Below are 22,584 nucleotides of genomic sequence, written 5' to 3'. Positions count from 1 at the left end.
TATTAAGGAATTGGGGATGTAAGTCTTATAGATGATTCACTTAATTTTTCAAAAGTGAAACCTAATCTTCGTGCAACAGCTTCATTAAATAGCTTATTGTTCATTATATCTGTTCCTCTTAATTCAAGCATTGTTGCTCCATGACTTTTTGCTTCATTAAACATTGTTTTTAGTAATAAATTAAGGTCAGTTGACTCTTGTGCTTTCGCTAATAATGAAATAGACTTTGTATATGTATTTCCAGAAATATAGTTTTTTGAATATACAAAATATTGCCCTTCCGCATACAAGTCATCTGTTAAACCTAAAAATGTTTCGCAATTGTTATGTACCAAAATCCCTTTCTCAGAAACATAATAATTATGGTTGTCTTCTACCTCAAAGTTATAGACTTTTACTTTCTCATCCAAGAAATTAATAGATTCTACAGGAGAAGTTGTTCCGTCTAAAGTGGTTAGAAATGTACCTTTTGTTAGATTTTGGGCTTCTATCCAGTTTCCGTTTACATAGAACGGGTGTTCCGGTGTGCAGGTAATTTCTGTACCATTTACAGAGATTTTCACTAATGAAGAAGAAGTATTGCGGGATAGCTCAACTACTTTTTTCAGTTCTTTCTTGCCTGTTTCTTCGTTATAGCTCCATACAAGATCGCCTTCTTTAATGTCTTCAATCTTTTTGCTGCCTTTGTCTGTGGCAACCAACGTTCCTTCTGTAAAGCATAGTTTTAGAAGTCCGTTGCTTAATCTGCCTATAGGTCGGCAAAGATACTTACCTACATTAGCTGCTCTCCATCCTGCGCTTAATAATTCTCCCCCCATAAATGATGCTGGAAGCTCTAAGAATAAAAACTGTTCGGCTTCTTCGGTACTTTTTGCTGCCTTACTATTATTTACCGCTATCTGAAAATTAGAAAGATTTTGCTGGTAATTCTGCATCGCCTGGTTAGAACTTAATCCAAAAAATGCACTGGTAAGCATATTGTTGAAGGCATCTCCGGAGCTGGTAACAGACCCCAAAAGAAAGTTTAAAAGACCGGGACTTGCTAAAGGAGGTGTCAAACTATATTTCTGTCCGACTACAACTTCTTCTATATTAGCAGGATTATTGTCTCCACCCGGTTTGTTAGGATCCCATTGTACCTCTTTTTCGGGACCATTACCATTAGTACCACTCATCTTTCTTCCGTCCGGATCAAACATATTGATCGGATTGTTACCTACATAAGCATAGGGAGAAACAGAATTATACACTTCAGAGAGCTGATCCATTCCGTTCCATCTTCCGAGCTCCGGCATATACTGTCGCCATCCATAATCCAGCATTCCTGATTCCGTCTGTAATTCCTTACCGTTGTATTTATACTGGTAAGAAAGATTTCCTGCAGTAGGATTATATCCCTCATGCTTCAATCCAAAAGGGTAGTAGTTGTTTTCTTCAAGAACTTCTGCGCTTGTACCATTTTTGAAATAACTCAAACGCACATTTCCCAAATGGTCTGTATAGCTGTAAATATACTTATTATTTTCAAAATTGTAATAGCCTTCGGCAGTCGGGATAAATTTTAACCCTAAAGTAAATTTCCCTGTTGTACTGGTTGCTTCATATTGAAAGCCGTCCAGATATTCTGTTCTTGTAGAGGTTTCGGCATTTGTTTTTCCTGATCCATAGGTATACGTTTTTCTGAGCTTCGTTCCATCTGCTCTGTAAAGATATTGGGTATTGACATTGAAATCTCCTCCGAGAATTGGAAACCTTGGTACAAAGGTTTTATCAAAAGTTACAGAATTGGGAAGGTTCAGATAATTGTATTTAATATCCAGAATTCCTTTGTCTTTCTGGCTTTTCATATTACCGCTTTCTTCGTAATAGGTAATTGCAATTCCCGATACGTCAGGATATCCTCTGTAATCTGTAGAAGAATCGGTAACGGAAGTCAGTCGGTTGCCATCCGAAACATAGGTAAGATTGTCAATTAAAAATGCGGAAGCTCCCTGTTGCGTTTCTGCAGATCTTTTCAGGTTGGTGATATTTCCGTTGAGGTCATATTCTATCTTCTCAAAATATTCTTTTGCCGAAGCATTGTTATCTTTCTGGTAGAATCCTGCAGAAAGTCTGTTCAGTCCATCATATACGTAGCCGTATCTTCTAAGATAATCTCCCGTGATGGTATTGGTTTTCCAGTCTACTTCGGCAATATTTCCGTTGTATTTCGGCTTCACCTGCAGATCAGGATAATCGCTGTTAGGAATCTGTAATCCTTCTACCTGATTGTATTTAATTTCATATCCAAAGAGCTTTCCGTTCAGGTTTTTAGGATCATTAATCTTGGTCAGCCATCCTCTGATGTTGTAGGCATAATCGATGCTCTGTAAAGGTGTTGATGCCGATGTTCCACCTACTTTTTTATTAGTAAGCTGAGAAATTGGATTGTAAGAATTTTGGGCTAAGATTTCGACAGGGTTATTATCGACCTGATGTGTGTGAACCGATAACCTGTTTTGTGAATCATACTCAAAAGTTTCTATAATAGTTCTTTCTATATCTGTATTGCTCCTTTTATGTTTGGTGATCGCACGTTTTGTTATTCCTGTGAAATCAATTTCGGTTTCCGTTTTAGTATAACCTCCTAAATGGTTGATAGAATATGTTGCAATATTTCTTCCGTTATTATCATACCAATTATACATCTTTGTCCAGTTATCATCCTCGATATTTTTAATATAAGAAGCTACGGCTAAACTTCTGGTACTCACCGTTGAGTTTTGAAGATCCTGTGGCAATACATTCTGCCCTAAAACCGGAGTGGTAATGGTGGGGCTGCCTTCCGGATAGGTGTCGTAATAATTAACAGTCAGGATCGTAGGGACTTCATTAATATAATAGTTATCTGTATAGTATACTGTTATCCCATTTCTTGTAAAACCTGTTGTGTTTCTGCTTTCAGTAATAATCAGATTATTAATCTCATTTTGTCTTGCTGCTCTGTCTCCTCCAGTATTTAAAATACCTGTATAAGCTACTCTTCCAAACTGATCATATTTCGTGATCAGCCATTGCCCTTTGGGATTCATCATAGCATCCTGAGTAAGAATTAATCGGTCAGCTTTGTCATACACCATATATTCCCAGCCTTTTCCGGGAAGTTTTTTAGCAATTTGCCTTCCTCGGGTATCATATTGATATTGATAACACAACTTATCGATATTTGTTGTGGTAAGCGGAACTGCAGATGCCAGAGGCGGAATAATATACGAAAGTCTTCCGTAATTATCATAGACGTAATAAGTGTCTGTATTGTGGATTCCGTCATTCTTGCTGACCATTACCGTTTGTCCTTTTCCGTTTTTGTACTCGGTAGAAGGATTAAGATCGGCGTCCGTAACGGTAACCTTATCCAACGTAGCAATCGGATAGTTGACAGACTGTGTGATACTTGTGGAGGGGCTGTTATTTGAATACGCGGTCTGTGCCACATACATTTTCACTTCATTTGCAGCATTGGTTCCATAGGTGTAACGGTTGGGTTTATCCGCCCATGCCGTTCCCTGTGGATAGCTTTCCGTAAGCCTTGCTTTAGGAAATTCTTCGATTTTGTTTTCAGAGTATATCTTTTCACCACCATAAAAAGAAGCATCGGGTGAGGTGTATATCGCTCCATTCTGGCTTATTTGTTGGGGTAAGGGAAGATAGCTTTTAGATTGTATTCCGTAGCTGTCATATTCTATCCGGTTTACGATATCTTTTTCCTGCGGAGTAGCATTCAGCAGAATATTCTGCTTAGCTCTTGCCAAACCGTCATAATAAGTTACAGTCTCAGTTTTCTTGGTACAGTCATCATTGAGGCAGGTCTTGGTATAGAGATAGTTCTCAGCAGCAGTTGGCTGTACCTGACCACGAAGAATCCCTGTCGTCGCCAGTATAAATAGATAGAGAAAAATATTTTTTTTCATGGTTATTGTCCTTTAAAATGTGTTTTAAACTCCTGTAATGTGTTGCCAGATGCATCCAGTATTTTAATAAGCCTGTTGGCATTATCATACTGATATACTTTTTTAATTCCGGCAGGATCCGTTTCGCTGGTAATTCCTACTAAAGGATCATAGGTAAATGTTGCTACAGGAAGATTTTTCAGGGCATCGCTCCTTCTGAAAACATTCAGTGCATTGATCAGCTGATTTTCATTAGCCGAATTGTCTGCATCTGCATCAGAAGCGGAGATCATTGCAGATAATAACCCTTGGTTTTGCAAGGCATCATAGGTAATTCCTGATATTTTTGCAATAGGGAGCGTCCCGTGATAACCGTAAATGATACAGTGGATCATTCCGTCTTTACCCGTAGCCTGAATTAAGTTTCCATAAGCATCATACTTATCGATCGTAGTTTCTGTTGTAGGAGTTCCACTAACAGGATCATAAGATAATACTCCGGATGGTTCGGAAGAATTAGCTATCGTATATAGATTCTCTGTTTTAGAAAGTGGAGTTGTTGTTCCACTGCGCGTACTTTTCGTTTCGATAATGACAGGAGTTCCTACTTTATTAGCTGAGAGAAGGTTTTGGTTTTGTACTTCTGAAGCATATTTATAGGTTGCTTCTATCGTTTCTCCCGAAAAGTCTGTGCTTTTTTCAGAGATCAGGTTACTGAACAACGGTTCATAGATTTTTTCACTGGATGTTGTTAATATGGTATTGTTTTCTCTGTATACTTTTTCAGTTACTGTCTGTTTCTGCAAAAGGGGATAGTTGAAATAAGAAGGAACCAAATATTTGTCATCTATTGTTTTAGAACTGAAAGTATACTGAATATTTTTTTCAGACACCAATTGATTACCTGCTGTGTACTGTTCTATTTTTAAAGGTAGTCCCGTGCTGTAAGGTGCTCCATAATCAAGAAGTGTATTTCCTCCAATGGCTTCAGACGGAAGAAGGAAAGTATACTTTGTATAAAAGTTTCTGACCGCATCCGTTACTTTTACATTTTTATACACCATTTGTCTTAAAACTTTATCCAATCCTGAGGGAAGAGGATAAGAGATGATCCCATAATCTTCAGCACTTGATGCTTGTGGATTATCAAAATAATTGTATTGATAATTCAGATTTTCAGTAGGTACTGAACTGTTATCGTTCTCATATTTTTTTATATTCTTAATTCGTACTCCTTCGGTATAATAAAAAGGTGCAAGATCACTTTTTATAGCGTATATTTTTATATGTCCGGATGATTTACCGGCAATGTTAATATTTACCGGTGAATCGTTAGGAGGTGTAAATGTTTTTAGATCGTCGCATGTTTCATTGGTGTCAGTGTCCATATCATGATAAGTGAAAAGATCATCTAAGGAAGAGCCATCATTAGCCTTTGTTATATAATAATCCACCCCATAATGATCTATTCTATCGGTACTTTTAAAATACGTTATTCCATCAGTTACCGTAACAAAATATTTTTGATACTTGACTGGGTCTACATTAATAACCACCGGAGGACCTGCTAACTGCTTGGAAAAATCTGCATCATACACTACATCCATATTATAAGAATCAAAATAACCAGGATAGGTATAATAGGGAGCGGGAGAGCTTACGGTATTAGATTCATATTCATATTCAGTTCGCCCTCCTGTAGGAAGATATACGGTTTTCAGCAAATCTACGGTACTGTACTTAGGATTGGGAGCAATAGGACTAAAGAATCTTTCATTCCCATCAATAGAACAGTAACTTAAGTTATTGGGAAAACCAAACTGATCAAAGCTGTTGCTTCCGCCAATATTGTATTCAAATGTGTATTTTTCAATAACAGCATTGTTTTTATCGAGGGTGGCAAAAGAATTTAAATAATTACCATTGTACTCAAACAATACCTGATTTATAATATTTCCTGAAACATCTTTAACAATAATTTTTGGTAAGGGAACCATTTGTGGAAAAACGATATCCCATCCGGAATATGTGAATGAGATGCTTCCGACATTCGGAATAACAATCTTGCTTATTTTACTTTGGCTAATACCATACGATCCTCTGCTGTCGCTTACGGTTCCTGTCGAAGTGAGATATTCAAAAGTAGCTAATATATTATCCTGATTATCCAGTATTTTTGTAATATGAAATGCTCCGTGATAGAGATCTACCCATTTTTTCTGAAAAATGTGATTGTCACCTATTCCTCTGTAATAAGAAATATCAGGTTTATCAAAAACATATTTTAAGCCTTTGGCATCGATCACTGTGAAAGATTTAATCTTATAGACCAGAGTGTCCGTCGTATTTTTCTCGATCAGTATTTTACTTTTAAAACCGTGGTCAGAAATCCCTACATATTGATGAGTTGCTTTATCATAGTTGATCATGAATCTGGCAGACTCTCCCGGGATGCTGTATTGAAATACATTTCCGTTGTTAATATTATCTGCATAAAATCCTGCTGTATGAGTAATATTATAATCCGCAGGCAAACCATGTGACACGCGAATAACCGCATAATCTGAAGACAGACTCCAGCCTTTCCCTACATCACCGGGTAAATTCTGATTGGAAGTTCTATTAGCATTATAATCTACCCCAAAATTAAAAGACAGTTTGGGTGAACTCGTAGGAACAGAAAGTAAGGGAAATCCAATTTGTGGTAATCCGTTGGCCATATTTCCATTAGGAATTTTATTGTAAGAATCTTTCTGTACCTCAAAGCCCTGTGCTTTTAAAATAGCACTACTTATTAAAAGTAAAAAGATCGCCATCATATATTTTGTGAAGGCTTTATAATTTTTCTTCATTGTTTATTTTTTTATGAGTTTAGCATTAGCCGTTTTGTTCGTATCTGTTTTTATAACAATAAGGTAAGCTCCCTGAATCAAAGCCTGAGTATTCATCTTGGTCACTTTGTTTTTAGTTTTCAGTGTTTGGAGTTGTCTTCCTCCCATATCATACATCACAATATCAGCATCTTTAAAATCAAAACCGATTTCTACATACGCATAATCTGATACAGGATTCGGATAAATCTTAATATCTTGTTTCTCGATCAACTGGTCGATTTGTTTGTCCCCCAGTTTTACAATCTTCCAGTTTTCCTTTCCGAGTTCTTCGGCGCTCGTTCCGGCTAAAATGATCGATCCGTCTCTGTTCAATTTAATATCAGAAAGCCTTTCTTCACGTTTACTAGATTCACCTTTCACATATTTTCTCCACTGTTCATTTCCGTTTTGATCCAAATATAACATCCAGAATTTTTCATCATCATTCTCAATTCTTCCTTCTGCCTGAGTGTAACCGCCCAATAAAATCCCTTTCGAAGATTGAGCATCAGAAGCATGCAAGACACTCATCCCCATTAAAACATCCCTGTTTTTGAAATTGTAAGACTTCTGCCAGATTTCTTCACCTCTTTCATTCAGTGAAACAAGCCATAAATCTGTTCCTTCTTCAATTCCAACCGATTTGTTTCCTGATCTTTCCGATCTTGATTCTCCACCGATTAAATATCCGGTTGATGTTAAAGCCAGTGTTCTTAAATGATCATCACCTTTCCCTCCAAAGTTCTTTTCCCATTCTACTTTTCCGTCCTTATTTAATTTAATGATCCAGTAATCTCCCTCTCCAAAGTTTTCGGTTTTCTTTGTTCCCCCTGCATTGCTTCTCGAATAAACTCCCAGTAAAGCTCCGCCATCTTTAGTCGGAATCATTTTTTCCACTTCATCCAAGCCTTTTCCGCCTAAAACAAGTTGAGAAATCTCTTTTCCATTTTTATCCAGTCTTACGATCAGAACATCTTTGGATCCGTAACCTTTGGCTGAGTTTTGGGTATTTCCCGCGACAAAAAATCCGAAATCCGTCGTCTGGATCACTGCTCTGGCTTCTTCATCAGAAGTCTCACCAATGGTTTTTTGCCACAATTCATCTCCAAATTCATTGATTCTGATAAGCCAGATATCAGATCCTCCTTTAGATTCTTCTTTTTTATCCAGTCCTTTTCCTGAATATGAAGTTCCGGCCAGTAAAAATCCACCTTCCTGAGTATTCACCGTTGCCGATAAAAAATCATGGTTTTTCCCTGAGAAATATTTTTCCCAGACTTCATCTCCTTGCTGATTAAGCTTAACCAAGTGAAAATCGTAACCGTTGTTTTGTTTACTTTCTGTTTGAAGCTTTTTTGATTGAATCGAACTGCCTGTTATCAGATACTGTCCGTCAATGGTTGTAGTGACCTGAGAAAGGAAATCCTGTGTCGAGGATTTGATATCTTTCTGCCAAACCACTTCCTGAGCAGACATACCCAAGACAGTGCATAAAAATAATGCACCCGTATAGAATTTGTTCATTCCCGTGTTTATTTTGAGTTATTAATTATTAATTTTTTTAACGCTGCAAAAATATCGCTTTTATTTCATATCCATAAGGTTTATTAAACACATTTAATACCTGCTTCAAATCTTCATAATCCCTGTCTTCTTACAACTAATGCAAACATACATCTCCAAAGCGACAAACCATGTCGTATTATAAAGATGCTAAAAACTCTTTGAAGGTTGGAAATCAAAATTAAGAAAGGTAATGGCACATCCGTTACGGGATACCATATAAGATGCTTTTTTAATATCAAATGTATATTTTTGTTGTATCATATTGATGGCACACCAATAAAAAAAATCACTTAAAAGAAATATTTCGACTTATGAAGCTGCCTACAGAATTAGGAGATAAATATATCAATACCGTCCTTTCCAATTTTTCCTTAAAAGATCTTCCGGATGAGCAGTGGGAGTTTATTGAAGGTTTTAAGAACTATGCAGTTTCCAATTATGGGCGAGTAAAAAGCCTGGAGCGATGGGTTTCAGTTCCCAACGGCGGAGAACAGAAAATATTAGCCAGGATTATGAAGCCACAAGCCTTCAGATATTTCAACAAGCATCTAAAGACTCATTTTTATAATGTGAGATGCAATCTCTGTATCGATGGGAAAGTACATGGAAGATCAACAGCCCGTTTGGTTTATTATCATTTTGTTGAAAAATTTGATATGGATGATCTTTCATTCCGTATATCATTTAAAGATGAAAATCGCTTTAATGTACATTTTAGCAACTTAGAGAAAATAACTGCCATTGAGCTTCGTAATAAAGTATTGAATACAGGCAGAGGAAAAAAAGGAAATTATCAGCAGGCAGTAACCCAATATACTGTTGATGGTGATTTTATAGCCAGCTATGAAAATATTTATGCAGCAAGTGAAACCTTAGGAATCCATCATACTCATATACTGGCTGTTATCAACAAAAAAAGGACTACTGCGGGAACATTCCGATGGTTTATAAAAGGCTATACACCTGTTAAAGAAGATTTTATACCGGAGACTAAAAGCATACCGGAAAAAATACTCAATACAAGTCTTTGGAAAAGACTCGGGGAACCACCCATTGATCAAAACAACCCTCCTGCCTGTATGAATTTATCACTAAAAAACCTTCCCGGTGAAAAGTGGAAACCAGTTCCCGATCTAAAAGAATATTTTATGATTTCCAATAAAGGAAGAATAAAACGGCTAAATACCTGGACTGAGAATAAAAACAAAACTTTTTGGAAGGAGCATATTATCTCGCTCTTTGTATTAAGACCTGATAGCAAAACTTATTATTTTTATACTAAATTAAGCTATAACGGAAAAAAATTTCATGTGGCAATTAACCGATTGCTTTATTATTGTTTTATTGAGCAATTTGACATGAATGACAAGAAGCTTACCATAGTAAATCAAAGCGACCCGTTTGGGAATATAGATCTTTCAAAGCTTAAATTATGCTCCAGAAATTCTGTCCTTACACCTAATAACCAAAAAAAATCGAAGGAAGATTAAATTGGCTCAACAATCATCTTAATAGATTGTCATTTTCTTCAACTTACAATAAAGAAAATAAGGCTCCAATTACGGAGCCTTTAAAAAACTCCTCAAAAGCAGAAAAGGAATATGGCTATAGTCGGATACTTTTTACAAATCTTATTCATGTTTTTCGGGATTCAGCCTGTCTGTATTCGGAGTTCTATACATATGGTATTGAACAATAGGAAGACAATACATTAAAATATCGACTTTGTCAGGAATTTAATTTCTGCCTGGAAATTCAAATACTGTACTACAATTATCATTTAGCAATATAAAGGCGTCAAACTTTTTACCGTTTTTGCTTTTCATGTTTTTGATCACGGGAGTTTTCCCTTTTTTAATTAAAGTGGAAATGTGATCCATATTTAATTGTACTCCGCATATTGTTCTGAATAATATCCAATTGCACTGGACATTTGGACATTTAATAATCTTGTCATTGATGATGAGATTTTGTTGTTGGCATTTTGGGCATTTGAGTTCTGGAATGTTTTCGTGAGGGATGGCTAATGATAAGAGTTCCTCAGTGATCTCTGTTGTGTAGTCTTTGATACCGGTGATGAATTGTCTGGCATTGAGTTCACCTTTTTCGATCTTGTCCAATGCTATTTCCCACTCTGCGGTCATTTGTACATTGGCGATCTTTTTTCCTTTGACAAGATCATAAACTTTGATTCCTTTTTCAGTTGGAATGAGAGTTTTGCTTTTTCGGGTAATGTAGTTTCTGCTGATCAGGGTTTCAATAATGGAGGCTCTGGTTGCAGGAGTCCCGATACCGATATTTGAGAGTGCTTTTTGTTCTTCTTTATCCTCAATCAATCTTCCTGCATTTTCCATCGCCGATAATAAATCTGCCTCAGTATATAATCTGGGCGGTTGGGTTATTTTTTCCTGTAGATCCGCCTGGGAGATCTTAAGCTCATCCCCGATCTTAAGTTCAGGGAGTTCAGTGAGCATTTCTTCAACCTTATGTTTATTGGAAGTGCTTTCGTCATTTTTGCTATTCTGGTTTTGGTCTGAGAGTATCCTTTTGATGGCTCGCCAGCCTTTGGTGAGTATTTTTGATCCTTTGATGCTGAATTCATAATGATGTACTTTGATCGTAATATGACTGACCTGTTTGGAACAATGTTCCGAAAGGGATTCCAGCAAACGGTAGGCAATCATATCGTAGATAGCTTTCTCCATTGCAGTGAGCGCAGATGGTATTTTGGTGGTGATTAACAGTCCGTGGTGGTCGGTTACCTTCAGGTCATTGACCATACGCTTGTTAAAGTTGCCGAATTTGAGTGTTGAAACAGCGGGTTTGAATTGATCGATGGTATTCAGAATTCTGACCTGTTCCGGGATCTCCGCCCAAAGATCTTCCGGAATATATTTACTGCCGGTTCGTGGATACGTGATGAATTTCTTTTCATAAAGACCCTGTGCCGTCTGTAGGATCTCATCGGCTGACAGACCTAACTTCCTGTTGGCTTCTTTTTGAAGTTCTGTCAGGTCAAACAGAACAGGCGACTGCTCCTGTACCGTCTTGATGGATACATCTTCGACAGTGGCCCTGCCCTCTCGTTCTATTGATTTTAAGGTCTGTTCTGCCTGTTTTTTATCTTCCCATTGCTCATTGGAAAGGCTGCTGAAGTCCAGATATTCTTTCCGGTGCTTCAGCTGGATCTGCCAATATTTCTTTTGGGTGAAATTTTTATGGTCTTCAGACCTTTTGCAGATCAAAGCCAGTGTTGGGGTCTGTACCCTTCCTAAAGAATAAACATCTTGGTTGGCTGCAATGCTTAATGCGTGAGTGGCATTGATCCCGACCAACCAGTCTGCTTCGCTTCTGGCCCTAGCTGCCTCATACAAACCGTCGAATACTGAACCTGATTGAAGTTTTTTGAAACCGTCTTGTATGGCTTTTTCAGTCAAGGAACTGATCCACAGCCTTTCAAAAGGTTTATTGCATTTGAGGTAATCGTAAATATATCGGAATATCAACTCTCCTTCCCTTCCTGCATCGGTCGCCACAATGATACTGCTGCATCGACTGATGACATTTTGTATGATCTTTAATTGTTCGAGTGCGGAAGGATCAGCTTGATACCCTTTGTAATTTTGTTTTTTGAAGGGTCTTGGGATTAATAGGAATGGATTTGGAAAGATAGGCAAAGAGGCTTTGTCAAAGCCTCTTATCCCATAATCCTCCGGCATTCCTAACGACACCAGGTGACCTAATGCCCAGGTCACACAATACCCGTTGCCTTCCAGGTAACCGTCTTTTCTTTCATTGGCATGTAACAATTGGGCTATTTCTCTTGCAACAATGGGCTTTTCTGCGATAATGGCTTTCATAGGATTGGATTTATTGTGGTTGGAATTTTATTTTTAATTGTCAGCAGTTGACTACATCTTGCGTCCTTTGGATCTGGTCGGTTGTTGCTGTTGCTCTTCCTGCTGTTTATTGGCAGGTTGTTGCTGTTTGGACTCCAAGGGTTTCTTTGATCTTCCTGGTAGCCTCATTGGTTTTGCCATCTGAATTGACCGCCTTCTGAGTCTTATGATTTTCCGATGGCTGGGCTTGTTCCCTAAGCCTATTGGGATTATTGAACGAAAAATCTGTTTTAGAGGTTTCTTGGTTGAAGGTGATATAGCCTTGATATGCTTTTCCCTTGCTGTCCACAAGACCGTCAACATACACCGTCTGCCCTGCTTTGAATTTGTCGTATTGTGCATCATCCAGTTCTTTCCCTCTGAATACTCTCGGGGCTTCCCCATCTTTGGATTGAACTTGCTGACTGGACGGGGTATGTTGTTGGGATTGCTGGTGGCTTTGGTTATTGTTGAAAATGAATTCGACATAGCGCTTATCCGCATTGAACTGAACGGTCGCATCAAACAGCTCTCCTTTTTTAGAGGTCATTCCTTCCAAATAAAGCGGCTTACCTTCCAGCAATGTTTGTTTTTGATGATCATCCAGCTTGATGCCTTTGATCTCATCCGGGATCTTCATATACTCAGCTCTGTAAGCAACCAACTCGTTGGTTAGGCGATCACGGCTGATGACGGATGGGATGATCTCATCGGTCTTAGGATTCACGAGGTCTACGACCCTGCCCATGTTTCCGCTTTCTTTGAGGCTTTTCTTGTCTTCTTCGGTGAACTCGTGACCGAGGAACTTAAGATTGTAGTTTGGCTCTTTGCGGATACCGTGCAGGTTGATAGCCACCTCGCCGGTGTCTGCTGTCTGTAGCGACAGCCTGACATCCATTTTACTGACCGCTGTTCCCAGATTAATGGTGATGGGAATTAAGGTATTGGTCTTAAAGCCTCTGAGAAGTGGATCCAAAGCATTCATTTTTTCGAGTTTTTCCCGATTTAGCCCGAATTTTTCCATCGTTTTCCAGTCGATCTGTTCCGGCTGAAAACGATATTCCTGAGTTTCTGTGTTGTTTTCCATTGTATTCTGATTTTTTAATGGGTTTGTATTTTTAGGTAAGAGCTCGTATTCCTTCAATTTTTCTTTTTCTTCAGGTGATGCCTGATTGACATACTGCTGAAGGTCTTTTGCCGTATCAACAGCATCATATTCCGAGACTTTGAAGAAATTAAAATGGGAAGGGTTTTTAAGCTGCCGGTAAAAATTGGAAAAGAAGTTGGAGAAAAAGTCACCATGCTTGTCAACCCTGATCAGCTGATCATTGTCTTTCTTTTCATCCGGAGGGAACTTTTGCAGATTTCCATCCTTGTCTACTCCTTTCACCATCTCAATAGTATGGGTATTGATATTCAGAACAAGCAGTGTATCTGACGTTGGCTTGATCTCATTGGCTTCATTCTGTGCTATTTCTTCCATCACAATCAATTTTAATTTTGATGAGACGAAAATAAATGAACCTTATTCCCAATCTTTAAAAATGGTATTCCCAATGTTTCTTTGGCATTTAATGTCTATCTTCTATTATGAACGTAGACATTCTCTGATAAGCTGATGGACATCGGACAACTTATAATACAGCTTGCCACTGATGGAATAGTATGGAAGCTTCTTGTTAGTGCGGTAACGTTGCAGTGATCTAGAACTGATTTTTAAGAGTTGCAACACGTCTTGATTGTCTAACAGTACCTCCCCGTCGATCTCGATAAATCTGGATTGGCTTGATGCTACTTGTTCTTTAAGGATGTCAAATCGTTCCATGATCTTCTCCATCCATGCTATAAATTCTGTTCTTTCGGTATTCATAACGGTGATTTTTGAGGTTAATAGGGTTTGAACAGTTGATCAACTTTTTATTGGGGTAAAGTTGGAAATTGCACATCAAATAAAATCACTACCTTTTCGTAGTACCGAAAATATTTTTTTAGTAAATAAAAAGTAAGCATCGGAAATTTATCATTTTAAGCATAATAAAAGCCCATCATATCCCAGCATTTCACCTCCTAGCTTTTGGGAATCGGCAAGGAGTGTGCACACAAATTAAGGGCAAAGAAAAAGCCTGCTAAATATAATTATTAGCAGGCTTTATAAACTTCCAGATGATTTGCTTTCTTCACTTAATACAGATGGTTTTGATTAGACTACGCCTCCGAATTGAATCACGGTTTCCATCACTATACTTAAAATGATTTGAAGCAAAGCCGAAGCAGGTATAGCTACTATTCCCAATCCATAAATTCTTCGTAGACAAAGTATAAAACAAATGTATACAAGCTATATTTCAGAATCTTTTTTGCTACTTTGTAGCTTTTAAATAATACCGGATTGTAAACCGATTTGTCGAAAGGTAATTTTGTTGTCTTTTCCATTTTTTTGATTTTAATTGTTGTTAAATAAACTATTTTTCCGCTTTAATTTTTAATGAGTTGAGTCAATACTCTATTGACATATATTGCCAAAAGAAATGAGACTACCCCCAATCCTATATTTCTAAGCCTTCTATTTTTTTTCATCACTCAGCTTTATAGGAAGATACAATTTGGCTTGCCCAGTTTTCCACGCTTTCCGGTAATGGTCGATCCGCCTTTTCAAAGAAGAAATGCTGGTTGATTTCAAGTCCGCTATAAGTGAAAATACCCTTATCCGATGTCAGTGAAAGTGCTTTATCCATTCCTATGTTTTCATATTCTGCTTTTGATTTTCCGTGTGTATTGATCACTGTGGTCTGTTTGCCGGTAAGCAAGCCGTTTTGTATACCTCCGTCGTAACGATAGGCAAAACCGTAACTAAAGACACGATCGATAAATCCCTTCATTATGGCAGGCATTCCTGTCCACCAAATAGGGTAAATAAAGGTAATGTGATCTGCCCAAGAAATAAATTCCTGTTCTTGTTTAACTTCCTCTGACACTTTTCCGAGTCTTTGTCCCTGCATATCTTCCAAGGAAAGGACCGGGCTGAAATTGAGCTCGTATAAATCCCTAACGATTACTTCGTCTCCTGAATCCCACAGATGTTCTATAAGTGTTTGCTTTAAATAGCTGTTTAAACTCTCGGGATTTGGATGGGCATAAATGATTAAATGTTTCATTGTTCTACTCTTTTAATTTGATAGAACAAAAGTAGATGAGCGAAGTCTGGTAAAATTGTAAGAAAACGAAATGTGGACTATGTAGCTTTAGGATTGCAAATATCCTGTTGGAATTTGAGATATTTTGTAGGACTAAGATTGATATAATGTTTAAAATCGTGAATCAGCTGGCTTTGGTCGTAAAAACCGCATTCGTTGATGATGTTAAACCAATCCATTTTATCGGAAGTGGACGCAACACTTTGTATGAGTTCAACAGCCTTTAAGAACCTTTGATAACGGTTAATTTCTTTAGCCGTATACCCCAAATGTTTCTTATGGTTGAGCTGGATATTTCTTTCTGTCTGGTTTTGAGCATCAGCTATAGATTTAATAGGATTCAAATTGGCACCTTTAAAATTGGCTAACTGCTCTGCGATGATATTTCTCTGTCTGAGATAAGGTTTTGAGAATTCTAAAATATATTCTACCCTATCATTATTATCACTAATCCTATTGAGTTGTGTCCATAGAGAAGTAAAACAATTCTCACCTAATAAGTCATCCGGATTGAGAGGCAAATGTTCTGCAACGGCAGCATTCCCAAAGAAATTGTAAAATGCATCATCTTTAAAATTAGCAACCAAAATCCCGGAATTTTCTGGTAGCGAATAGGTAAAAGCCTGTTTTACAGGTCCTAAAACTAAACATTTATCAATCTTTAATTCTGTTTTTTGGCTGGAATAGAGAACAGCTGGTGTTCCAAAATTGAATATTAAAATGGTTTGATATGAAGGGAGTAATGTTTTGGTAATGGTTTCAACGCCCGTATTTTCGGCAAAGTAAAAATGAGAAAAAACTTCTTCATAATCTGCCGGAACAGCTATTTTAAAGCTGCTGTAATTTTCTTCGTTTTTTGCCATTTTTAATGAATATCGTAAAGTTACAACTATTTACTTCCAAATCTTATAACATACAGCGGTAATTTGCTTTCATCTCCCTATGGTTTGAAAGGCAGTAAAACTTTCAATCTTTCCATTGACCGTATTGTAAACAATCTCAACGGAAAAAGATGACAACTTATAGATAACAAATCTGAGCTCATTTTTATATATTTCATTGATCACTACTCCTTCAGTAATAACAAGTTCTTGCTGAGATTGGTCTGTTAGATTTTTAAAATCATAATACGAAATAGACATAGTGTTTTTATTTAAATGTTTTTGTTGATATAAAATAGGATAGTTTATCCCTCATGAATCAATCGGAATGTTAAATTAATACGTTTCTTCATAGGCACAATAGATTTGGCAATCCGGTGTTCCCAGTTTTCCTGCAGGTCTCCTTTCATAATAAGCAAGGAGCCGTTCGGAAGTGGCAGGCTGTATTTGCTTTGATGATGGTCTTTCTTTCTAAAATCAAAGTTTCTGGTCTGACCGAGACTGATGGATGCAATAACAGGACGTTTTCCATATCTGCTTTCCTTATCCCTGTGCCAGGCAACGGAATCATTATTGTCCCGGTACAGGTTAAGTAGAACACCATTGAACCGATAACCGAATTCGTGTTCAATTTTTTCTTTTAGTGCCAGCAGCTCCGGAGTCCAGAGATTGGTACTTGAAGCATTATTATCAGCCGATTTGTAAGATTTTTTGTCATCACCATACCACGCGGTTAGTCGTGGGGTTATGACTGTCTTATCATACATTTTCTGGGTACGCTGTTCCCATGGAGCTGTCTGAAGCAGATGGTTTCTTTAGTCGGTCTGCCTCTTCCCCGCTCAGGAAATTTTCCTTGTATTCCAAAAGATCTTTTGGAAACTCGTAAAACTCTTCCGACTCAAATAAACTCAGCTGACCCATTGCAATTTTCTTTTAAAATATTACCTTTACACTATCCCGTTTCTACGGGATAATTTTTTTTCATCATTTGTGTTTTTAACTTCCCTTCGGGGAGTTTTTTCGTTAAGAACTATATTTAAAAACCAGAAACCTTATTTTCCAGGTTAAGAATGGTCGTCTTTAAATCCCCGATCATTGTTTTTAAATTGACATAATCCGGCATTAAAGGCTTATAATCTTTAGGTAAAATTCCCATAACATAGCTCCACACTTCCACGACATCTCCTAAAGCAATCTCATAAGGCTCATAGAACAGGTTATCAGCAGCTATGGTAATCGATTTTTTATTTCTCTTTAAAAAAGTTTTGTAAGTTATACCTTCCTTAGTCACAAAAATATAGTCCTTAGCAGGTTTGAGGTCATCCAGTTTTTCGACATACTCTCCGATAATGATCGATTGATCGGCAAAAGGCGGCATTGAATCGCCATCTGCCAGAAAGCCTCTGTATTTTCCGTTTTTTAAAAATGGCAGGAGGATCCTCATAAGATTTTCAATATATTCAGGATCACTGAAGCCCTTCAAATAGCCCATCGACGCTTTCTGGGGAACAATTTCGATATAATTATTTCCTTCTTTATCCACAATAACCGGAAGCAAGATTCGATTATTAGGTAAATTTAAAATGTCATCCAATGGGTACTTTCTGATATTGACCGTCACCAAAAGATCAATACTGATGCTATAATACTTAGATATCCTTATCAGTACATCAATAGGAGGTTGTGCTTTCTCATATTCATAAGAAATATATCTGGCCCGTGTAAGGATCAGGTCATCTGCAAGCTTCTGCTGTGTAAGATTTTTCTTACCTCTCAAAAACACCATGTTATCTGAAAAAATTGACATTGTCATAATTTATGACAACAAATATACAAAATTTGTACAAAAACGTGACTAAGTTTACAATATGGAAAGAGCAATTGCGCATATGGATATGGACACGTTCTTTGTCTCGTGCGAACGACTGAAAAACTCCGTATTAGAGAAACAGCCGATCATCATTGGAGGTGGAGATCGTGGTGTGGTGGCGTCCTGCTCGTATGAAGCAAGAGAATTTGGTGTCCGTTCGGCAATGCCCATTAGGATGGCGTTGCGTCTATGCCCCGAAGCCAGAGTGATCAAGGGAGATATGGAATATTATTCCAATATGTCTCATTTGGTGACAGAGGTGATTCAGGAAAAAGTACCGGTATTGGAAAAAGCGAGCATTGATGAATTTTATCTTGACCTTTCCGGAATGGACAAATTCTTTGGCTGCTACCAATGGACCAATGAAATTGCAGATGCCGTTACAAAGAATACAGGTCTGCCGATCAGTTTTGCCCTTTCCACCAATAAAACGGTTTCAAAGATCGGGACAGGGGAATCAAAGCCGCTAGGAAGATTTGAGGTCAAGGAAAAAGAGATTCAGCATTTCTTAGATCCATTATCGATAAAAAAGATCCCTATGGTAGGACCTGAGACCTTCCAGCTTTTTTCAAGATTGGGAGTCAAGACGATCAAAACTCTTTCTGAAATGCCGGTCGATGTTTTACAGGAGCTGGTTGGAAAGAACGGACAAACACTTTGGAAAAAAGCCCATGGCATTGATGAAACACCCGTCATTCCCTATTCCGAAAGAAAGTCGATCTCCACGGAGGATACATTTGCTCAGGACACAATCGATATACTGAAGATCAGAAGCCTATTATCCGGTATGGTTGAAAAGCTTGCTTTCCAGCTGAGAAGGGAAAAGTGGCTGACCTCAACAGTTTCGGTAAAGATCAGGTATTCCAATTTTGACACCGAGATCAAGCAATGCAGAATCCCATACACCTCGGCAGACCATACTTTGCTCAGATATATATTGGAGCTTTTTAATAAGCTATATACCAGAAGGATGAGAATACGGCTAATCGGTGTTAAATTCACAGGATTGGTTCACGGACTCCACCAAATGGATCTTTTTGAGGACACGGAGGAACTAATCTCATTATATCAGACCATGGATTATCTCAAGAATAGGTTCGGCTCAGAGAGTATAGGCAGAGCTTCAGGTTTTCTACAGTAAAGTATAATTAGATGTATCTCAATTGCCACTCATATCACAGTTTACATTATGGGACCATTTCTGTTGAAGATCTGGTTCAGTTGGCTGTTGACCACAAACTAAAGGTTTTGGCACTCACCGATATCAATACGGTTACCGGTATTTATCAATTTTATAAGCTTTGTCAGGAAAAGGGAATCAAACCGGTCGTCGGGGTTGATGTCAGGGTTAAGAATGAACAATACTATATATGCCTTGCAAGAAACTCAAAAGGCATTGCAGAAGTTAACAGGCTTCTGACCAATTATAACTGTGAAGGAGCTGAAATACCTAAGGCTAATCCTGAATTGGAAAATACCTTTGTGGTTTATCCTTTACAGAATATACCTGAAAAACTGCTGGAACACGAATATATAGGAATAAAACAGGACGAATTAAATTTTTTAATAAAACCTGAATTAAAAACGCTGACCCATAAAATGATCATCCTGCATCCGGTAACCTTTAAAGCGGATGAAGAATATAAGCTGCATAAGATTTTACGAGCCATAGCAGGAAATACACTGATTACTAAGTTGACTGAAAATAATCATTGTAAAGACAATGAAACTTTTACAAATAAAAAACAACTGCTGTTGAAGTATTCCCCATATCCGGAGATCATTGAAAACACAAAGTACATTGTAGATGAATGCAGTTTTGACTTTGACTTTAAAACACCTAAAAATAAAAAACATTTTACCGAAAGTAAAGAGAGTGATTTTAAATTGCTGAAACAATTGGCATATGAGGGCCTGGGCAAAAGATATCCTAATGAGAACTTACAGGCAAAAATCAGAGTAGATAAAGAACTCGCAGTGATTAATCAACTGAATTTCTGCAGTTATTTTTTAATCACGTGGGACATTGTCCAGTACAGCAACCGTATGGGGTTTATGCATGTGGGACGAGGGAGTGGCGCCAATTCCATTGTCAGCTATTGTATCGGGATCACTGATATATGTCCTTTGGAACTGGATCTGTATTTTGAACGTTTCTTAAACCTCAACCGGAAAACTCCGCCCGATTTTGATCTGGATTGGAGTTGGAAAAACAGGGATGCTATTCTCAAATACATCTTTAACAAATACGGAAAAGACCACGTTGCCTTTTGCGGAACCAATGTGGAGTTTAAGAGCAGATCGAGATTCAGAGAATTGGGGAAAGTATTCGGGCTTCCCAAAGATGAACTGGATCAGCTTTCTAAAAGGCCGAAAGATCAGCATGACCAGAACTCCATCGTTCAGGAGATCTATAAATATGAGAAATTATTAATAGGCTTTCCTAATCAAAGAAGCATGCATTCCTGTGGGATCCTGATCTCAGAAGAACCGATCACCAATTATTCTGCCTTGGAATTTCCTCCAAAGGAATTCCCAATCGTGCAGTTCGATATGTATACGGCCGAAGATATCGGTCTTGAAAAATTTGATATCCTCTCTCAAAGGGGACTGGGAACCATTAAAGATTCGGTTAAACTGATCGAGGAAAAAAGAGGGATTACCGTAAACATTGAAGATGCCAGGATCTCAAAGAATGAGAGCAAATGCAATGACTATTTAAGTATCGGAAAGACCATAGGCTGCTTTTATATTGAATCCCCTGCAATGCGTGGGTTATTGAGAAGACTGAAATGCGATAACTATAAAGTATTGGTTGCTGCCTCATCCATCATTCGCCCCGGTGTGGCACAAAGCGGGATGATGCGGGAATATATATTTAGGCATAACCATCCAGACCAGTTTGAATATTTTCACGAGGTCTTTGAAAAGGAACTAGGCGAGACCTATGGTATCATGGTTTATCAGGAGGATGTGATCAAAATTGCCATGCATTTCGGTGGTGTTTCTGCGGAAAATGGTGATGTTTTAAGAAGAGCAATGAGTGGTAAGGGACGTTCACTAACTGCCTTACAGAAATTAAAAGATGATTTTTTTGAATCCTGCGAGAGAAAAGGGCATCCAGAACAACTCTCGCAGGAAGTATACCGACAGATCGAATCCTTTGCAGGCTATTCTTTTTGCAAGGCTCATTCAGCATCTTATGCGGTAGAAAGTTATCAGAGTCTTTATTTAAAGGCCTACTACCCCATTGAATTTATGGTTTCCGCTATCAATAACGGTGGTGGATTTTACAGAACGGAAGTATATGTTCACGAAGCTAAAATGTCCGGAGCAACCATCCATAACCCTTGCGCCAACCTCAGCGAGTTTCATACAACGGTTTATGGAACTGATGTATATCTGGGTTTTATGCATATCGAAAAACTGGAAGCTGCGATCAAACAGTTCATTGCTGAAGAACGAAAAAACAAGGGAGATTACAGATCGCTGGAAGACTTTGTAAAACGAGTACCTATTGGCATTGAATCATTACAGACCCTCATCTTTATTGGCGCATTCAGATTTACTGGAAAACAAAAACATGAATTGCTGATCGAAGCCAGATTCCTGTTCTCTAAAGGTCATTATAAAACTAAGATCATTTCCTTATTTGATGAACCTCAAAAAGATTATAAATTACCAATTATTGATAAGAATAAATTTGAAGACGCTTTCGATGAAATAGAGATTCTCGGTTTTTCCGTGTCTTTCAGTCCGTTTGATTTATTGCAGACAAAATACAGGGGCACTGTGATGGCCAAAGATCTTGTTAAGCATCATAAGAAACAGATTAAAATGCTCGCTTACCTTATATCCAGAAAACATGTCCCTACTAAAAGAGGAATCATGTTCTTCGGAACCTGGATCGATGCAGAGGGTGAATATTTTGATACAGCCTACTTTCCAAACTCTCTTACAGAATATCCGTTTCAGGGTGGAGGTTGTTATTTATTGCTGGGAACGGTAGAAGTAGATTTTCATTTTCCGACAATTACCATACATAAAATGGCCAAGATGCCTTTTATTCCAGATCCCAGATACTCAATGGACAGAGAAAAGTCCTTGGAAACAGCAAGAATTCTACATGAAGATATCAGTATGACGCAGAGAAAACCTTATCCTCAGGAGCATGAAATAGGATTGCCGAGACAAAAAATGGGTTGAGAAAAACGATCATATAATTCAATTCTATAAAAACCAAATGGAAATACTTTATTTAAACTTTCCAAGGATTTAGTGGATAAACTTTTAGTTATGAATGATCTTAACATAGATACGGGTTCAATAGATTGGGTTTTAACTAAAGATAATATAATCAATATTATTTCTTGGAAGTAAATCCAACAGGACA

15 protein-coding genes are annotated in these 22,584 nt (G+C 37.8%); 3 read left to right on the top strand and 12 right to left on the bottom strand.

Going from position 1 to position 22,584, the window contains the following annotated elements; all coding sequences use genetic code 11:
- Positions 1-2: 2 nt before the first annotated feature.
- Genes J3D55_RS11265 through J3D55_RS11255 form a run of 3 tightly spaced genes read right to left on the bottom strand, consistent with a single transcriptional unit; the run spans position 3 to position 8,326 of the window.
- Positions 3-3,950: a polymorphic toxin-type HINT domain-containing protein gene (locus J3D55_RS11265; RefSeq protein WP_259131130.1), complete on the bottom strand. Its 3,948-nt coding sequence runs from the start codon at positions 3,948-3,950 to the stop codon at positions 3-5.
- A 2-nt stretch (positions 3,951-3,952) separates the two neighbouring features.
- On the bottom strand, positions 3,953-6,781 hold the full coding sequence (locus tag J3D55_RS11260; RefSeq protein ID WP_259131129.1) for an RHS repeat domain-containing protein: 2,829 nt from the start codon (positions 6,779-6,781) through the stop codon (positions 3,953-3,955).
- A 3-nt stretch (positions 6,782-6,784) separates the two neighbouring features.
- Positions 6,785-8,326 (bottom strand): T9SS type A sorting domain-containing protein, encoded by a 1,542-nt coding sequence (locus J3D55_RS11255; protein WP_259131127.1) that lies wholly within the window; start codon positions 8,324-8,326, stop codon positions 6,785-6,787.
- 353 nt (positions 8,327-8,679) lie between these two features.
- On the opposite strand from J3D55_RS11255, the gene J3D55_RS11250 reads away from it, so the two are divergent.
- The gene (locus J3D55_RS11250) at positions 8,680-9,858 is read left to right on the top strand and encodes an NUMOD4 domain-containing protein (protein WP_259131125.1); all 1,179 of its coding nucleotides are present in this window, start codon (positions 8,680-8,682) and stop codon (positions 9,856-9,858) included.
- A gap of 246 nt (positions 9,859-10,104) precedes the next feature.
- Here the strand turns inward: J3D55_RS11250 and J3D55_RS11245 are convergent, their stop codons facing one another.
- The 9 genes from J3D55_RS11245 to J3D55_RS11205 all read right to left on the bottom strand — a co-directional run bounded on the left by J3D55_RS11245 (position 10,105) and on the right by J3D55_RS11205 (position 18,128).
- Complete coding sequence (locus tag J3D55_RS11245) at positions 10,105-12,228, bottom strand: DNA topoisomerase 3 (protein ID WP_259131123.1); 2,124 nt, start codon at positions 12,226-12,228, stop codon at positions 10,105-10,107.
- Between the two features lie 106 nt (positions 12,229-12,334).
- A complete protein-coding gene (locus J3D55_RS11240) occupies positions 12,335-13,729 on the bottom strand; it encodes a DUF3945 domain-containing protein (RefSeq protein ID WP_310466885.1) in 1,395 nt (464 codons plus the stop codon).
- Between the two features lie 105 nt (positions 13,730-13,834).
- A complete protein-coding gene (locus J3D55_RS11235; RefSeq protein WP_259131122.1) occupies positions 13,835-14,116 on the bottom strand; it encodes a helix-turn-helix domain-containing protein in 282 nt (93 codons plus the stop codon).
- A 413-nt stretch (positions 14,117-14,529) separates the two neighbouring features.
- A complete protein-coding gene (locus J3D55_RS11230; RefSeq protein ID WP_259131121.1) occupies positions 14,530-14,679 on the bottom strand; it encodes a hypothetical protein in 150 nt (49 codons plus the stop codon).
- A 143-nt stretch (positions 14,680-14,822) separates the two neighbouring features.
- The gene (locus J3D55_RS11225; protein ID WP_259131118.1) at positions 14,823-15,401 is read right to left on the bottom strand and encodes an NAD(P)H-dependent oxidoreductase; all 579 of its coding nucleotides are present in this window, start codon (positions 15,399-15,401) and stop codon (positions 14,823-14,825) included.
- 77 nt (positions 15,402-15,478) lie between these two features.
- Positions 15,479-16,303 carry a helix-turn-helix domain-containing protein gene (locus J3D55_RS11220; protein ID WP_259131116.1) on the bottom strand — a complete coding sequence of 275 codons (825 nt, stop codon included), beginning with the start codon at positions 16,301-16,303 and terminating at the stop codon, positions 15,479-15,481.
- 323 nt (positions 16,304-16,626) lie between these two features.
- The gene (locus J3D55_RS11215; RefSeq protein ID WP_259131114.1) at positions 16,627-17,088 is read right to left on the bottom strand and encodes an alpha-ketoglutarate-dependent dioxygenase AlkB family protein; all 462 of its coding nucleotides are present in this window, start codon (positions 17,086-17,088) and stop codon (positions 16,627-16,629) included.
- The gene (locus J3D55_RS11210; RefSeq protein ID WP_259131112.1) at positions 17,081-17,242 is read right to left on the bottom strand and encodes a hypothetical protein; all 162 of its coding nucleotides are present in this window, start codon (positions 17,240-17,242) and stop codon (positions 17,081-17,083) included. Before J3D55_RS11210 ends, J3D55_RS11215 begins: the two co-directional genes overlap by 8 nt.
- Before the next feature lie 115 nt (positions 17,243-17,357).
- On the bottom strand, positions 17,358-18,128 hold the full coding sequence (locus tag J3D55_RS11205; RefSeq protein WP_259131110.1) for a LexA family transcriptional regulator: 771 nt from the start codon (positions 18,126-18,128) through the stop codon (positions 17,358-17,360).
- 61 nt (positions 18,129-18,189) lie between these two features.
- Here J3D55_RS11205 and dinB point away from each other — a divergent pair, with 61 nt between their 5' ends.
- Together dinB and J3D55_RS11195 are read left to right on the top strand one after the other, a co-directional pair.
- Positions 18,190-19,332 (top strand): DNA polymerase IV, encoded by a 1,143-nt coding sequence (gene dinB / locus J3D55_RS11200; RefSeq protein ID WP_259131108.1) that lies wholly within the window; start codon positions 18,190-18,192, stop codon positions 19,330-19,332.
- Positions 19,333-19,343: 11 nt separating this feature from the next.
- Entirely contained in the window at positions 19,344-22,397 is a 3,054-nt protein-coding gene (locus tag J3D55_RS11195; protein WP_259131106.1) for a DNA polymerase III subunit alpha, read from the top strand.
- Positions 22,398-22,584 lie beyond the last annotated feature (187 nt).

Source organism: Chryseobacterium ginsenosidimutans (assembly GCF_024807225.1).
GTDB lineage: Bacteria > Bacteroidota > Bacteroidia > Flavobacteriales > Weeksellaceae > Chryseobacterium > Chryseobacterium ginsenosidimutans.
This window is presented reverse-complemented; position numbering and strand designations above follow the sequence as displayed.

What these genes read in the sequence shown, in the direction of transcription:
- J3D55_RS11265 (WP_259131130.1), bottom strand. Translation starts at nt 3,950, where the DNA reads ATGAAAAAAAATATTTTTCTCTATCTATTTATACTGGCGACGACAGGG.
- J3D55_RS11260 (WP_259131129.1), bottom strand. Translation starts at nt 6,781, where the DNA reads ATGAAGAAAAATTATAAAGCCTTCACAAAATATATGATGGCGATCTTT.
- J3D55_RS11255 (WP_259131127.1), bottom strand. Translation starts at nt 8,326, where the DNA reads ATGAACAAATTCTATACGGGTGCATTATTTTTATGCACTGTCTTGGGT.
- J3D55_RS11250 (WP_259131125.1), top strand. Translation starts at nt 8,680, where the DNA reads ATGAAGCTGCCTACAGAATTAGGAGATAAATATATCAATACCGTCCTT.
- J3D55_RS11245 (WP_259131123.1), bottom strand. Translation starts at nt 12,228, where the DNA reads ATGAAAGCCATTATCGCAGAAAAGCCCATTGTTGCAAGAGAAATAGCC.
- J3D55_RS11240 (WP_310466885.1), bottom strand. Translation starts at nt 13,729, where the DNA reads ATGGAAGAAATAGCACAGAATGAAGCCAATGAGATCAAGCCAACGTCA.
- J3D55_RS11235 (WP_259131122.1), bottom strand. Translation starts at nt 14,116, where the DNA reads ATGAATACCGAAAGAACAGAATTTATAGCATGGATGGAGAAGATCATG.
- J3D55_RS11230 (WP_259131121.1), bottom strand. Translation starts at nt 14,679, where the DNA reads ATGGAAAAGACAACAAAATTACCTTTCGACAAATCGGTTTACAATCCG.
- J3D55_RS11225 (WP_259131118.1), bottom strand. Translation starts at nt 15,401, where the DNA reads ATGAAACATTTAATCATTTATGCCCATCCAAATCCCGAGAGTTTAAAC.
- J3D55_RS11220 (WP_259131116.1), bottom strand. Translation starts at nt 16,303, where the DNA reads ATGGCAAAAAACGAAGAAAATTACAGCAGCTTTAAAATAGCTGTTCCG.
- J3D55_RS11215 (WP_259131114.1), bottom strand. Translation starts at nt 17,088, where the DNA reads ATGTATGATAAGACAGTCATAACCCCACGACTAACCGCGTGGTATGGT.
- J3D55_RS11210 (WP_259131112.1), bottom strand. Translation starts at nt 17,242, where the DNA reads ATGGGTCAGCTGAGTTTATTTGAGTCGGAAGAGTTTTACGAGTTTCCA.
- J3D55_RS11205 (WP_259131110.1), bottom strand. Translation starts at nt 18,128, where the DNA reads ATGTCAATTTTTTCAGATAACATGGTGTTTTTGAGAGGTAAGAAAAAT.
- dinB (WP_259131108.1), top strand. Translation starts at nt 18,190, where the DNA reads ATGGAAAGAGCAATTGCGCATATGGATATGGACACGTTCTTTGTCTCG.
- J3D55_RS11195 (WP_259131106.1), top strand. Translation starts at nt 19,344, where the DNA reads ATGTATCTCAATTGCCACTCATATCACAGTTTACATTATGGGACCATT.